This is a genomic window from Flavobacterium sp. GSB-24, from assembly GCF_027924665.1.
Lineage (GTDB): Bacteria > Bacteroidota > Bacteroidia > Flavobacteriales > Flavobacteriaceae > Flavobacterium.
Genome location: NZ_AP027043.1, coordinates 3,105,359 through 3,119,423, shown reverse-complemented (window position 1 = coordinate 3,119,423; position 14,065 = coordinate 3,105,359). Strand labels below are relative to the sequence as shown.

The following is a 14,065-nucleotide window of genomic DNA, read 5'->3' as shown; positions in this document are numbered from 1 at the left end:
CTTATTCAATGAAAAAAATATTTTTATTAGTCATTTTAATAATTTTTAGTTTAGTTGCTCTTTATTATTACAAACCAGTGACTATTAATTATTTCTTTGGAATAGCCCGAATTTTAAAACAAGAAAACGGTTATCAATTAGATATCAATAACAAAAAGTATGATAATTGTGTCTTTAAAAGCACCGAAAGTTTTGATAAAAAACGAAAACACAATTTTTTAATTTTATATTTAAGAGATTTAGATATAAAATCAAACTTTGAAATAATAGTTGTAAATCTTGATGAAAAAGTAGTAGGTTATACTTGTGGTTCCTTTGATTGCTATGATAAAGTATTCGGGAGTCTTTTTCAAAGTGATATGGGATCGTTTTATACACCTTTAGAAGATGATGCAAAAGGTCCTGGATTCGATACTCAATTAAAAATGGAAAACAAAAAGATCGATTTTTACATTCCATCTGAAAGAAAGGAAAGATTACATATTCTGCTTTCAAAAAAATAAAATAAAAATGTCAATAGCATCAAACTTAAATACAATAAAAACAAGTTTACCTGAACATGTAACTCTTGTTGCCGTTTCTAAAACAAAACCTATTTCAGACTTGATGCAGGCTTATGAAACCGGCCAGCGTATTTTTGGAGAAAACAAAATCCAAGAAATGACTGAAAAATGGGAAGAAATGCCAAAAGATATTCAGTGGCATATGATTGGTCATGTTCAAACGAATAAAGTAAAATTTATGGCACCATTTGTGAGTTTAATTCATGGTGTAGATAGTTTGAAATTATTACAGGAAATCAATAAACAAGCTTTAAAAAATAATAGAACTATAGATTGTCTTCTTCAAATGTATATTGCCGAAGAAGAAACTAAATTTGGTCTTGACGAAAACGAATTAAACGAACTTTTAACTTCTTCAGCATTCAAAGAGTTAAAAAATATTCGTATCTTAGGTTTAATGGGAATGGCAACTTTCACAGAAGATCAAAACCAAATTAAAAAAGAATTTACCCATTTAAAATCCATTTTTGACTCATTAAAAAACATTGACGGATATGGTAAAGATGCATTGCAATGCGTCTCTACAATTTCTATGGGAATGTCTGGAGATTATCAGCTTGCAATAGAATGCGGCAGCACAATGGTTCGCATTGGAAGCAGCATTTTTGGAGTCCGTTGATTATCAAAAACCACATTTCGTAAGGACGGATACGCGCCTATACAAAAACTGAATACTAAAAACTGAGACCGAACACTAAATTTGTACGCAATACTAGACATAGAAACAACTGGAGGGCAGTTTAACGAAGAAGGAATTACTGAAATCGCCATCTATAAATTTGATGGACACGAAGTAATTGACCAATTCATAAGCCTTGTCAATCCTGAAATTCCGATTCAGCCTTTCGTAGTAAAGCTAACCGGAATCAATAATGCTATGCTGCGTTCTGCACCAAAGTTTTATGAAGTCGCCAAACGTATTATCGAAATAACTTCTGACTGCGTTATTGTGGCTCACAATGCCTCTTTCGATTACCGAATTTTAAGAACAGAATTCAGACGTTTAGGCTACGATTTTGAAGCCAGAACGCTTTGTACTGTCGAACTAGCCAAAAAACTAATTCCAGAACAACCTTCTTACAGTTTAGGAAAATTGGTTCGTGCACTTGGAATTCCAATGGCAGACAGACATCGTGCCAGCGGAGACGCAATGGCTACGACAAAACTGTTTAAAATGCTCTTAGAAAAAGACGTAGAAAAAACAATCGTAAAAGATTTTATAAAACTCGAAGTCGAAAAAGGAATTGCTCCTAAATTCTTAGATCTTTTAAGTCAAATGCCGGCTAAAACTGGTGTTTATTATATTTATAATGAAAGCGGTACTTTAATTTATATTGGTAAAAGCCATAACATAAAAAAGAGAGTCAATCAGCATTTTACAGGAATTACAACCAAAAGCAAAAGAATCCAGGCTGAAGTTTTTACCATAACTTATGATGAAACCGGAAGTGAATTAATTGCACTTTTAAAAGAAAGTCAGGAAGTTAAAATTAATCGTCCAAGACATAACCGTTCTCAGAAAAAAACAGTATTTCCTTTTGCATTATATGCCGAGAAAGACTCGAATGGTTATCTCAATTTAAAACTTGAAAAAGCTGACGGCCGAAAAAAAGACATCACATCGTTTGTTTCTGTGCAAGAAGGCAAAAATGCACTTTTTAAATTCACGGCAAAATACCATTTATGCCAAAAGTTAACAGGGTTGTATAATAGCAAGAAAGAGTGTTTTCAATATTCAATCAAAGAATGTGACGGCGCCTGTATTGGTGAAATAACTCCTGAAGTCTACAATTTAAGAGTTCAGCAATTTATTTCTGAAAATAGTTTTGAAAATAAAAGCATGATCCTGATTGACAAAGGCCGTAATGTAAACGAACGAAGTGCTATTTTAATCGAAAATGGAATCTACAAAGGTTATGCTTACTACGATCTTAATTATCAAATTACCAACATTGAGATTCTTAAAAACATTTTGATCCCAATGGAGCACAACCGCGATGTAAAAAACATTCTTCAAAGCTACCTCCGTAAAAGTAAATCTATTAAGATTTTAAATTTTTAACAATATAAAACTTTCATTATCTTAGAGATATGAAAAATAAAAAATCACAATACGAAATCTTTAGAGAAAAAGTCAAGGTAGTTCTATATGGCACCGATACCATTTTAGGGCGCATGTTTGATTTAGTCCTGCTAGGTTTGATTTTATTGAGCGTTCTTTTAATCATGCTGGATACAGTTAGAGGAATAAGTTTAAAATACCATGAACAACTTCTTATCTGCGAATGGGTTATCACAGTATTTTTTACAATCGAATATATTTTAAGAATCATATCCATTCAAAAACCCGTTAGATATATCTTCAGTTTTTACGGAATTATAGACTTGCTTGCAGTCTTACCCATGTATCTATCTATATTTTTCCCTGGAGCAAGTATTTTGTCAATCGTAAGAGCTTTACGTTTTTTGCGATTATTCAAAATCTTACATATTCCGCAAATTTCACATCAATCCTTGCAATTAAAAGAGGCAATAGAAGCTAGCAAAGAAAAAATCTTGGTTTTTATATATTTTGTACTCATTAGCACTGTAATTATCGGTACGATTATGTATTTAGTCGAGGGCCGAGAATCTGGTTTTACAAGCATTCCAATGGGAATCTATTGGACGATTGTAACTTTAACGACGGTGGGTTATGGTGACATTTCGCCGCAAACTCCTTTAGGACAATTTATTGCAGCATTAGTAATGATTTTAGGATATGGAATAATTGCGGTTCCAACCGGAATTGTTACCGCAGAATTCGCCAAAAGCAGTTTGAGAAACAGTGCAGTAAGCACCAAAAAAACATGCAAAAACTGCAATTCCCAAGTCCATTTTGACAGCGCAAAATATTGCTACGAATGTGGAACAGAATTGCCAAATAATTAATTTTAGAAGCTAATCCAGCTGTACATTGCAACTCCTCCTTATCTTTGTTGTTTTTTTAAGGCATAAAAGGAGCTTCCGCTGGTCGCTCTTTTACACCAAAAAAAACGAACAAATATAAGTCCGGGGTTTTCATTTCCATCTGGGCTAAAAAATATGAAATACCTAATAACCATTGTCGGACCAACAGCCATAGGCAAAACAGCCTTAAGTATTGCTTTGGCACAACATTTTAAATGCGAGATTGTTTCTTGCGACAGCCGTCAATTTTTTAAAGAAATGACTATTGGTACAGCCGTTCCCAATCAAGAAGAATTGAATTCTGCCAAACATCATTTCATTCAAAATAAATCCATTTTTGAAAATTACACCGTTGGCGATTACGAAAAAGAAGCTTTAGTAAAAATCGAAGAACTTTTTCAAACCAACGATTATGCAATTCTTATTGGCGGATCAGGATTATATGTAGATGCAATTTTAAAAGGTTTTGATGAATTTCCAGAAATCAATCCAGAAGTTCGCTCAGAAGTAAATTTAAATTACGAAAAACTCGGAATTGAATATCTTCAGGAGCAACTAAAAAATCTAGATCCAGATTATTACCAAAAAATAACTATCGAAAATCCTCAAACTCTACAAAATCCGCAGCGAATGATGCGATTTGTAGAAGTTTGCATTGGAACAGGAAAACCATATTCTTCATTCTTAAATCAAAAGAAAAATAATCGAGGCTTCACTCCTATTCTAATTGGTTTAGATGCCGAAAGAGAAATCATTTACAACCGAATCAACCAGCGTGTTGATATTATGATGAACGAAGGTTTACTTGAAGAAGCCAAAACCTTGTATCCTAATAAAGCGTTAAATGCTCTGCAAACGGTCGGTTATAGAGAATTATTTAGTTATTTTGACGGAGAATTTACATTGCCTTTTGCAATAGAAGAAATCAAGAAAAATACTCGAAGATTTTCTAAAAGACAATTAACGTGGTTCAAACGTAATGAAAACACTAAATGGTTTGATTACGCGGCAGATAGAAAGGAAATTATAAGCTATATAGAAAATCTTCTAAAGTAAAAATCTATTTTCTTTCATCTTTCTTCTATTTTCTAAAATAAAAATCTAAAATCAAAAAATGCCAATATCTCCAAATTTCACATCAGTTTTAAGTAAAGACTGGGAAATCAATTTCACACAATGCACGCCCGCTGGTTATTTAAAGTATACCGATTTGTGTAATATTTTACAATTAACTGCTGCAGCACATTCAGAAGTTGGCGGCATTAGTTTTTATGATATGCAGGAATTTCACCAAGCGTGGGTTTTAAGCCGAATGCGCGTTGAAGTGCATGCTTTACCAAAATGGCAGGATGTCGTAACTGTAAAAACATGGATCAATAGTCTGGAAAATTCACGTTCTGTTCGTGCGTTGGAGATGTATGTAAATGGAAAGAAAATAGTGGGCTGCGAAACCTATTGGGCTGTTTTCAATACGCAGGCGCGCCGTCCAGAAGCGTTAGCTTTACCATATGAACATTTTGAATTATTTCCCGAAAATAGAGCTACAGAAGAAGGTTTTTCTAAAATAAACATCAACCACGAAAAAGAAGCTGTTTTTGAAAAAACAGTTTATTTATCAGATCTGGATATTGTAAATCATGTTAATAACGTAAAATATCTGGAATGGTGCCTAGATCACGTTGATCCGAAAAGAATTTTAAAACAAGAAGTGAAAAGTTTCGAAATGAATTTCATGAAAGAGCTTTCATTACAAGATAATGTTGTCATTCACGAAAGTGAAGATGATGATCATACAAAGGCAACTTTCAGTATTACAAAAGGAGAAAAAACATGTTTCGCTTTGGAATTGCATTGGAAATAAAGGTTTTTTAAATCTGACATTCCTCAATATTGTCATTTCGACGAAGGAGAAATCTTCGCCAGAAGCTCTGCAAAGATTGACTATTTTGATTGTGGAATTACTTACGAAGATTTCTCCTTCGTCGAAATGACAAACTTTGTTTGTAACTTAATTAAACAAAAAACGATGCAAAATTGCATCGTTTTTTGTTTAAAATTATTTCGATTTCTTTTTAGAATCTTTTTTTGTTTTTTTATCTTTCTTCTTTTTCAACAAATCAAGTTTACCTTTAATTCTTTTCTCAACTTCACTAATTCCAGAGTCATAATCATGTTGAATAGAATGTAATTTTGCTTGCTTAATTTCTTTTAAAGCATCTTTAAATTTATGCTGTACTTCTAATAAAATTGCTTTTTTGACATAAATTTCAGACTTGTTTATTCCTTTTACAGTCAAAGCAAAATCAATTAGCTTTTCAGCTTCTTCATAATCTTCATTCACAATCAATGTCTGCAAATAATACGGATATACTTCAAGAGCATGAATATTAATAGCTAACGCTTGCTGAAAATAAGATTTTGCTTCTTCGTAATTCATTAATTGTTCTGCTTGAATTCTTCCGTATAAACATAACACCATTGTGTTTTTATCATCATAAGAAAAAGCATAATCCAAAGATTCGATTGTTCCTTCAAGCCAAAACGGATAATTATCCAAGGCCTGAAAAAGATATTTATCAGTTGTTTTCATTTCGTAAATCGTTTTTTAATTTCTGACGAGTTCCTTTGTAACTCTTCTCCGCTTTATTCTTTTTAAAATCACTTCCGGTAAAAACTCTAATAGGATTTCCACGCTCAACATTGAGTTGATTTTCCCATTGTTTACCAACATGATTTTTAAGCTGAATCAGTTTTTCTTCTTCTAATTTTTTTAATAATCTTTCTGTTGCTAGTTTTTTGTTTTGGTGTTGAGAACGACTGTCCATCGAAACAACTGCAATTCCTGTTGGAATATGTGTTGCCCGAATTGCCGAACTCACTTTATTTACATGCTGACCGCCCGCTCCAGAACTACGCATTGCCTGATATTGAATATCATTTTCTGAAACCGCTGTGTTTTTCTGCGGTTCGATTTCAAAAATTCCAATAAACCAGTTCTTGCGTTTATGCATTTTTCTAAACTGACTCTGCCCAATCCATTGAATCGTTCCAATCCACGATTTTACAAATTTCTCAGCATTTTTTCCTTTTACAGCAATTGAAGCCGTTTCAACCGTTCCATTTTCCTGACCTGCTTCGCGCTGCAGTAAAACGGTTTCTAATTGTTGATCCTGCGCCTCTTCCAAAACTTTTTTAAGCACTTGGGCAACAACCCAAGTGCATTCTGCAGGTCCGCGACCCGCTGTTATCTGAATTATTCTTTCCATTTTTTTTTAATCTCTTTTTAACGATCCATTCTAACGATCTTTGGCGTAAAAGTTCCCAAAACTTCTACTAAATCGGTTTGATTCGCCATAACTTTTGTAATGTCTTTGTACGCCATTGGAGCTTCGTCAATATTTCCTCCAATCAAGGTTACATCATTGGCTTTCAAAACCTTTTTGATCTCACTTTGCGTAAAAGTACTTTTACATTTTGCTCTCGAAAACAAACGGCCAGCTCCATGAGAGGCAGAGTTTAAACTTTCTGCATTTCCTTTACCCTTTACAATGTAGCCAGGCGCAGTCATCGAACCCGGAATAATTCCCAATTGACCTTCAGCTGCTGGCGTTGCTCCCTTCCTATGAACAATACATTCTTGACCATTTACCATTTCTTTCCAGGCAAAATTGTGGTGATTTTCTATCGTTACTACTACTCTTTTCCCAATAGCTTTGGCAATTCTTCTATGAATATCATCATGACAAGCTTTTGCATATTCTCCAGCTAAATTCATTGCAAGCCAATATTCCTGACCATCATGTGTATTCAAATCCAGCCATGCTAAATGCTGCACATTTTTTGGTAACGGACATTGCTTTGTCGCCAAATAAGTATAATGTTTGGCAATGTTTGCGCCCAAACCACGCGAACCACTATGCGAAAGAACAGCGAAATACTCCCCATTTTCGAGCTTCCACTCGTTTTCTGGGTTATCGATTTTAGCAATTCCAAATTCTACAAAATGATTTCCTCCGCCTGAAGATCCCAATTGTTTGTAAGCTTTAGGTAAAAGATTCTTCAACAGCGGAATATCTTGAAATTCACTTTTATAAAAAACGTCATGGTCTACTCTTGATGCATGCGTTTCATACATCCCAAACTTGGTATTGTCTTTTAAAATAGCCTCAAGCTGATGCTCTCTCCCTTTAAAATGAGAAGCTGGCAAATCAAATATTGAGAGACTCATTCGGCATCCAATATCAACCCCAACTCCGTATGGAATCACAGCATTATCGGTTGCTAAAACACCGCCGATTGGTAAACCATATCCAGAATGTGCGTCTGGCATTAAAGCTCCTGCAACCGAAACTGGCAGTTTCAAAGAATCATACAATTGAAATTTTGCCTGCTGATCGATTTCATTTTCACCAAAAATTGTAAAAGGAGCTCTGGTTGTTTTCAACTGATGCATCCTTACTTGAACTGGTTTTATCAAGCCTTCGGCTACTTTCCCCCAGGTTCCGTTTCCTTCGTACTTTTCAGGATTTAGCAAGACATCTTTTGCTTCTGTTAGAATAGATTCCTTTTTTTCTCTTTTTCTATATCTGTTTATCTGCCCTAAGGCGATATTTATTGAATTGTTTTTTGGAAATCCCAATTTAATCAGGTCTTTTCCAGATAATTTATTTCCCATAAATTTTTTATACTACTATTTACAGCATGCCCAAGTCCACTTAATACAAAAAGGATTAAATAAAATTTAAGCATACAAACTTTTATCCTTCCGGATAATTACTTTGAATCTTTTTTCGGGAAAATTTGAAGTGTCTAGAATAAAAAAAGCCCGAAACTAAATGTCTTCGGGCTTTTTTATATATCTAAAAATGTATTTCTAAGATTGAAATAAGCCACGAAGAAGTGCTGCACCAAATCTGTTTGGTGTGAAGCTTTGTGATGTCGATGTAAGTACAAACATTTTTTCTTCGTTTTAAAGGGTTATTATTTTTTTCGTCTGCAAATATTCAGAATTGTTTTTTGATTTTCCAAATTTATTTAAAGAAAATACATCTAAAAAAATAATTGATGAATTCTAAATATATAAAAATTAGATTATCTATCTAAAAATCAAAACCCTAACTCTAGCAATAATTCTATGTGTTTTTCTCTCTTTTCAGCAAGAAAAAAAATCATACGAATCCAAGATTTAGAGTTGTAAGCTAAAAAATGGAGCATAAAAAAAGCCCTGATTTCTCAGAGCTTATATTTTTTAGTGTGAATTTGTTATTCAGTAACTTTGCTTTTTACTACTAATCTAAAACCTTCACCGTGAATGTTTAAGATTTCAACATCTTCATCTGCTTTTAGGTATTTTCTAAGTTTAGCGATGTAAACGTCCATACTTCTTGAAGTAAAGTAGTTGTCATCTCTCCAGATTTTTGTTAAAGCTAATTCTCTTGGCATTAAGTCATTTTCATGAAGAATAAGCATTTTAAGCAATTCATTCTCTTTTGGAGATAATTTGATTGGCTCTTCATCTTGGAAAGTCAAGAATCTCAATTTTGAATTTAAATGAAACTTACCAATATTAAATTCAAATTGTACTTGTTCTGCTTTTGTATCTGCTGATTTTCTTTGAATGATTGCTTTAATTTTCATTAAAAGAACTTCAGAATCAAAAGGTTTATTTAAATAATCATCTGCACCAGCTTTATATCCTTTTAAAACATCTTCTTTCATAGACTTGGCTGTCAAAAAGATAATTGGCACTTCACTGTTCTTTTCTCTAATTTCTTTGGCCAAAGTGTAACCATCTTTATAAGGCATCATTACGTCAAGAATACATAGATCATATACGTCTTTCTTGAATTTTTCGAAACCTTCCATACCGTTTTTAGCTAAAGTAACTTCAAAGTCATTTAACATTAGATAATCTTTAAGAACTGCCCCAAAATTTAGGTCATCTTCTACTAAAAGTATTCTTTTGTTAGTATTTTCCATATTTTAATTTATTAATGGTATTTTTATTATAAAGGTGCTACCTTTTCCTTTTTCGCTTTCTACATATACTTGACCGTTGTGGTCTTCAACAATTCTCTTAACATAGGCCAAACCTAAACCGTGGCCTTTTACATTGTGCAAATCTCCTGTATGCTCTCTGTAAAACTTCTCAAAAACTCGTTTTTGAGCTATCTTACTCATTCCCAAACCATGATCTCTTACTTTTATCAAAATCATATCTTTTACATTTTCTGTAAAGATTTCAATCTCTGGTGTACCTGGTGAGTATTTGATGGCATTTTCCAAAATATTAACCAATACATTTGTAAAATGAACTTCATTTATCAAACAGGTTGTTCTTGCTGCATTATAATGCCTCACTACAGTACCCTTTCTATCCTCTAGAATTAGATTCACGTGTTCAATTGCATCATCAATAATATCATGAACTACAGTTGGCTCTTTGGTGATGTCAAGTTCTCTTTTTTCTAATTTAGAAATACGAAGAACATTTTCCACCTGTGCATGCATTCTTTTATTTTCATCTCGAATCATTTGAAGATAGCGATAAACTTTTTCTTTATCTTCTATAATTCTTGGATTTTTAATAGCATCTAATGCTAAATTTATAGTTGCAATTGGAGTTTTAAACTCATGCGTCATATTGTTTATAAAATCTGTTTTGATTTCAGAAATATGTTTTTGACGCAGTAATTGATTTAATGCACTCGTGTAAGCAACAATTATAATTAAGGTAAAAACTATTGATAAAATAGTGATACTTAATAATTCAGATAATAAAAATTTCTTTTTATGCGGAAAAGTAACTGACAATTCATATTTACTATTTCCTTCATTATCTGTATAAACTGGAATATTGTAAGTTGCATCCTTGTCATAATGAAATCCGTCAGATTTTATTTTTGTTGGAACGCCGCTGCTATAAATTCCGAATTCAAATTTGGTTTTAACTCCATATTCTTCCAGCTCTTTCTTTAATAATTTAGAAAGCTTGTCTTTTGTAATTCTTCCTTCAATTGGAGTCAAAGAGGCAATGTCTTTATATTGAATCTGCTGTTGAACTTTATTTAAAATATCCAAACTTCCAGATTTTTCATCCCTTATATCTGGAATAATACTTTGTCCTAAACTATTATTATCAATTCCATTGTTATTATAAACTTCAGTTACTCTTTTTGAACTAAAATTTTTAAAACGTTCACTGCTGAACTTTTTGTTAAAAATAGAACCATTAATATCGTAATCTTCAGATGTCAAGGTATTCGAATAAACAATTGTTTTATTCGTTTTAGTGTTTCTCTGTACGTATAGTACTTCAAGTAAATCTTCTTTTTTTGGAATTTTACCCGTACTATCTTTTATACGGTTGTATTTGTCGTAGAAACTATACTCTTCTTGTTGTTCCAGTTTGTCTGCAACATTTCCAATTACTTGAGTAACGTGGTATTTAAATTGTTCTTCATTATTCTTGAACGAAGAATTAAACCAAAATACCTGTACCAGAATTATCCCGATTAAGGACAAACTCATCAATAAAACAAGTATTCTAAAAAATAATTTATTCATCGAAACAAAATTAATATTTTAACAATATACTAAATAATACATTAACCAAATATTAACATTTAAGACTGATTTTGTTTTATATTCAAAATTTTAAGAATTTTAACAACTTCTTCTTTAGCAATTTTAAGATTATCGTTATTAATCACGAAATTGCTCATAGAAATTCGTTTTTCGTCATTCCATTGCATTTTCATCCTGCTTAAAACTTGTTCCCTTGTAGTTTTATCTCGTTCAATAACACGCTCAATCCTTACTTCTTCTGGAGCTGTAACCGTTATGATTATATCGCATTCTTTATAACGTCCGCTTTCAAATAAAATGGCAGCTTCGTAAATTACATAATCAAAATTTTTATACTCCTGCATCCATAATTCAAAATCTTGTTTTACTGCTGGATGCACAATTGCATTTAATTTTGCTAATTGTTCTTTATCATTAAAAACTATCTGAGCTAACTTTGCTCTATTTAAAACTTGTCCGTCAAAAATATCTTGGCCAAATACAGCTTTAACTTCTTTAAGAATAACATCTGACTGCATTACTCTTTTGGCTCCATCATCTGCGATATAAACTGGAATTCCCATTGCTGCAAAATAGTTTGCAATAGTTGTTTTACCGCTTCCAATCCCTCCTGTAAGACCAATAACTTTTGTCATTATTATACTTTAAAAAACATACGTGGAAAAGCTTCCTGAGGTTTCTTTTTTAATAAAATTACTTTTATAAAAGATTCCAAAAATCCTGTTCCGTAGCCATAGAACTGTTTCCACACTGCTATTACAGAAAGATATCCAATTTTAATACTTTTATTTTGGACACTTGATGTAAGAAAAATTATAACGAAATATACGAAATATAATTGTAATAAAATATCAATATTGAAAATTAACAATAAAAAAGCTAATAATAATCCTAATATAAATACTGTTGGAAAGAAGAAAGTTAGCTTATTATGTTCTGGATACCAGCTGTTTAAAATCGGTCTTGCGATACCAAATTTTTTTACTTGAAGAGAGAATTTTTCCCAGTCAATTCGACGTTTATGATACACATAAGCCTCAGAAAACAGTCTTGTTTCGAATCCTAAATTCCATAAACGGATAGATAAATCAGGATCTTCACCTGGATGAATGTTTCCAAAACCTTTTGAAGCTTCAAAAGCTTTCTTAGAAATTCCCATATTAAAACTTCGCGGCTGAAATTTATTGATCTTCTCAGAACCACCTCTAATTCCTCCTGTAGTTAAGAAAGAAGTCATTGCAAAATTGATTGCTTTCTGAATATCCGAAAAACTATCAAGCGCTTTATCTGGTCCTCCAAAGCAATCAACATATTTTTCATTTAATGCTTTACGGACTTCCGTCAAATAGTTGGAAGGAATAATACAATCTGAATCAAAAATGATAAAATAATCTCCTCTCGCCTTTTGCATTCCAAAATTACGAGAATCTCCAGGTCCTGAATTTTGTTTAAAATAGTAGGATATATTTAATTTTCCTTGATAATTCATTACCACATCTCTGCATGGTATTGAAGATCCATCTTCGACAAGAACAATTTCAAAAGCTTCATTATAATCAGATTTTGAGAGACTTTCTAAAAGTTCATCAACTTCATCTGGACGATTATACACGGGTATAATTAAGGAAAAAATCATAGCAGAATGCGCGTTATTAAAGGGTATATTTTTTAGGTTTCAAAATTTTAACAAAGATATGGTATATTCACAAAAAAACCATCAACTTTTGGTTGATGGTTTTTGCTTACTAGTAAGTAAATATTGTTATTTGATACTTTCAATTTGAACAACTTCATTTGCTTCTGCATTATAATCAACACCAGCAAATTCAAATCCGAATAAATTTAAGAAATCATTTCTATAACCTGCAAGATCACCAATTTCTGGTAATGTTTCTGTAGTTGCTTCTAACCAAAGTTTAGCCACTTTAGCCTGAACATCTTCACGCATTTCCCAGTCATCAATTCTAATTCTTCCTTTTTCATCTACAGGAACATCAGAACCATTGTATAATCTATCTTGGAATAAACGTTGAATTTGCTCGATACAACCTTCATGAATTCCTTCTTCTTTCATTATTTTGTATAAAAGAGAAATATATAACGGAATTACAGGAATTGCAGAACTTGCTTGAGTTACTAAAGCTTTATTTACAGAAACATAAGCTTTTCCTCCAATAGATTTTAAAGAATCTCCAATTGTAAACGCTGTAGCTTCTAAATGATCTTTTGCACGTCCTATCGTTCCTTTACGGTAAACCGCTTCTGTTAAAGATGGCCCGATGTAAGAATAAGCAACAGTTGTAGCTCCTTCTGCTAATAAATTTTCATTTTTTAACGCATCGATCCACATTGCCCAGTCTTCACCACCCATTACAGCAACTGTATTCTCAATATCTTCTTCATTTGCTGGAGCGATAGAAACTTCAGAAACTTTTCCTGTATGAAAATCAACAGTTTTGTTTGTAAAAGTTTGTCCAATTGGTTTTAAAACTGAACGATGTGTAACTCCGGTAGTAGGATTGGTACGTACTGGCGAAGCTAAACTATAAATAATAAGATCTACTTGTCCTAAATCAGCTTTGATTAAATCTAGAGTTTCTTTTTTAATTTCATTTGAAAACGCATCTCCGTTGATGCTTTTTGCATATAAACCTGCTTTATGAGCTTCTTTTTCAAATGCTGCAGAATTATACCATCCTGGAGAAGCAGTTTTTCCTTCAACCGGCGGTTTTTCAAAAAACACTCCAATTGTTGCAGCACCAGAACCAAAAGCACTAGTAATTCTTGAGGCCAATCCGAAACCTGTTGAAGCACCAATCACTAAAACTTTTTTAGGACCAGCAATTTCTCCTTTAGATTTTACATATTCAATTTGATTTTTAACATTTTGCTCAGCTCCCGTTGGGTGGGCAGTCAAACAAATAAATCCTCTCATTCTAGGTTCTATAATCATCTTGCAATTATTT

14 protein-coding genes are annotated in these 14,065 nt (G+C 32.5%); 6 read left to right on the top strand and 8 right to left on the bottom strand.

The window, feature by feature from the left end:
• Nucleotides 1-8 precede the first annotated feature (8 nt).
• The 6 genes from QMG60_RS13470 (at nt 9) to QMG60_RS13445 (ending at nt 5,373) form a co-directional block, all read left to right on the top strand.
• Nucleotides 9-503, top strand: a complete 495-nt coding sequence (locus QMG60_RS13470) for a hypothetical protein (protein ID WP_281865256.1) — start codon at nt 9-11, stop codon at nt 501-503.
• Between the two features lie 7 nt (nt 504-510).
• Nucleotides 511-1,182 (top strand): YggS family pyridoxal phosphate-dependent enzyme, encoded by a 672-nt coding sequence (locus QMG60_RS13465; RefSeq protein WP_281865255.1) that lies wholly within the window; start codon nt 511-513, stop codon nt 1,180-1,182.
• An 81-nt stretch (nt 1,183-1,263) separates the two neighbouring features.
• Nucleotides 1,264-2,625 (top strand): exonuclease domain-containing protein, encoded by a 1,362-nt coding sequence (locus QMG60_RS13460; RefSeq protein WP_281865254.1) that lies wholly within the window; start codon nt 1,264-1,266, stop codon nt 2,623-2,625.
• A 29-nt stretch (nt 2,626-2,654) separates the two neighbouring features.
• Complete coding sequence (locus tag QMG60_RS13455; protein ID WP_057118441.1) at nt 2,655-3,494, top strand: ion transporter; 840 nt, start codon at nt 2,655-2,657, stop codon at nt 3,492-3,494.
• Between the two features lie 153 nt (nt 3,495-3,647).
• Nucleotides 3,648-4,568 carry a tRNA (adenosine(37)-N6)-dimethylallyltransferase MiaA gene (gene miaA, locus QMG60_RS13450; protein ID WP_281865253.1) on the top strand — a complete coding sequence of 307 codons (921 nt, stop codon included), beginning with the start codon at nt 3,648-3,650 and terminating at the stop codon, nt 4,566-4,568.
• A 58-nt stretch (nt 4,569-4,626) separates the two neighbouring features.
• On the top strand, nt 4,627-5,373 hold the full coding sequence (locus QMG60_RS13445; RefSeq protein WP_281865252.1) for an acyl-ACP thioesterase domain-containing protein: 747 nt from the start codon (nt 4,627-4,629) through the stop codon (nt 5,371-5,373).
• Between the two features lie 195 nt (nt 5,374-5,568).
• On the opposite strand, the gene QMG60_RS13440 is transcribed toward QMG60_RS13445, so the two are convergent.
• The 8 genes from QMG60_RS13440 to fabV all read right to left on the bottom strand — a co-directional run bounded on the left by QMG60_RS13440 (nt 5,569) and on the right by fabV (nt 14,052).
• On the bottom strand, nt 5,569-6,102 hold the full coding sequence (locus tag QMG60_RS13440) for a hypothetical protein (protein ID WP_281865251.1): 534 nt from the start codon (nt 6,100-6,102) through the stop codon (nt 5,569-5,571).
• A complete protein-coding gene (prfH, locus tag QMG60_RS13435) occupies nt 6,089-6,778 on the bottom strand; it encodes a peptide chain release factor H (RefSeq protein WP_281865250.1) in 690 nt (229 codons plus the stop codon). The genes QMG60_RS13440 and prfH overlap by 14 nt, the downstream gene beginning before the upstream one ends.
• A 17-nt stretch (nt 6,779-6,795) precedes the next feature.
• Entirely contained in the window at nt 6,796-8,187 is a 1,392-nt protein-coding gene (locus tag QMG60_RS13430) for an RtcB family protein (RefSeq protein ID WP_281865249.1), read from the bottom strand.
• A gap of 587 nt (nt 8,188-8,774) precedes the next feature.
• The gene (locus tag QMG60_RS13425; RefSeq protein WP_057118447.1) at nt 8,775-9,491 is read right to left on the bottom strand and encodes a response regulator transcription factor; all 717 of its coding nucleotides are present in this window, start codon (nt 9,489-9,491) and stop codon (nt 8,775-8,777) included.
• A 3-nt stretch (nt 9,492-9,494) separates the two neighbouring features.
• Nucleotides 9,495-11,078 carry a HAMP domain-containing sensor histidine kinase gene (locus QMG60_RS13420; protein ID WP_057118448.1) on the bottom strand — a complete coding sequence of 528 codons (1,584 nt, stop codon included), beginning with the start codon at nt 11,076-11,078 and terminating at the stop codon, nt 9,495-9,497.
• 59 nt (nt 11,079-11,137) lie between these two features.
• Nucleotides 11,138-11,734, bottom strand: a complete 597-nt coding sequence (gene coaE, locus QMG60_RS13415; RefSeq protein WP_057118449.1) for a dephospho-CoA kinase — start codon at nt 11,732-11,734, stop codon at nt 11,138-11,140.
• Between the two features lie 2 nt (nt 11,735-11,736).
• Entirely contained in the window at nt 11,737-12,735 is a 999-nt protein-coding gene (locus QMG60_RS13410; protein WP_057118450.1) for a glycosyltransferase, read from the bottom strand.
• 126 nt (nt 12,736-12,861) lie between these two features.
• Complete coding sequence (gene fabV, locus QMG60_RS13405; protein WP_057118451.1) at nt 12,862-14,052, bottom strand: enoyl-ACP reductase FabV; 1,191 nt, start codon at nt 14,050-14,052, stop codon at nt 12,862-12,864.
• Nucleotides 14,053-14,065: the final 13 nt, after the last annotated feature.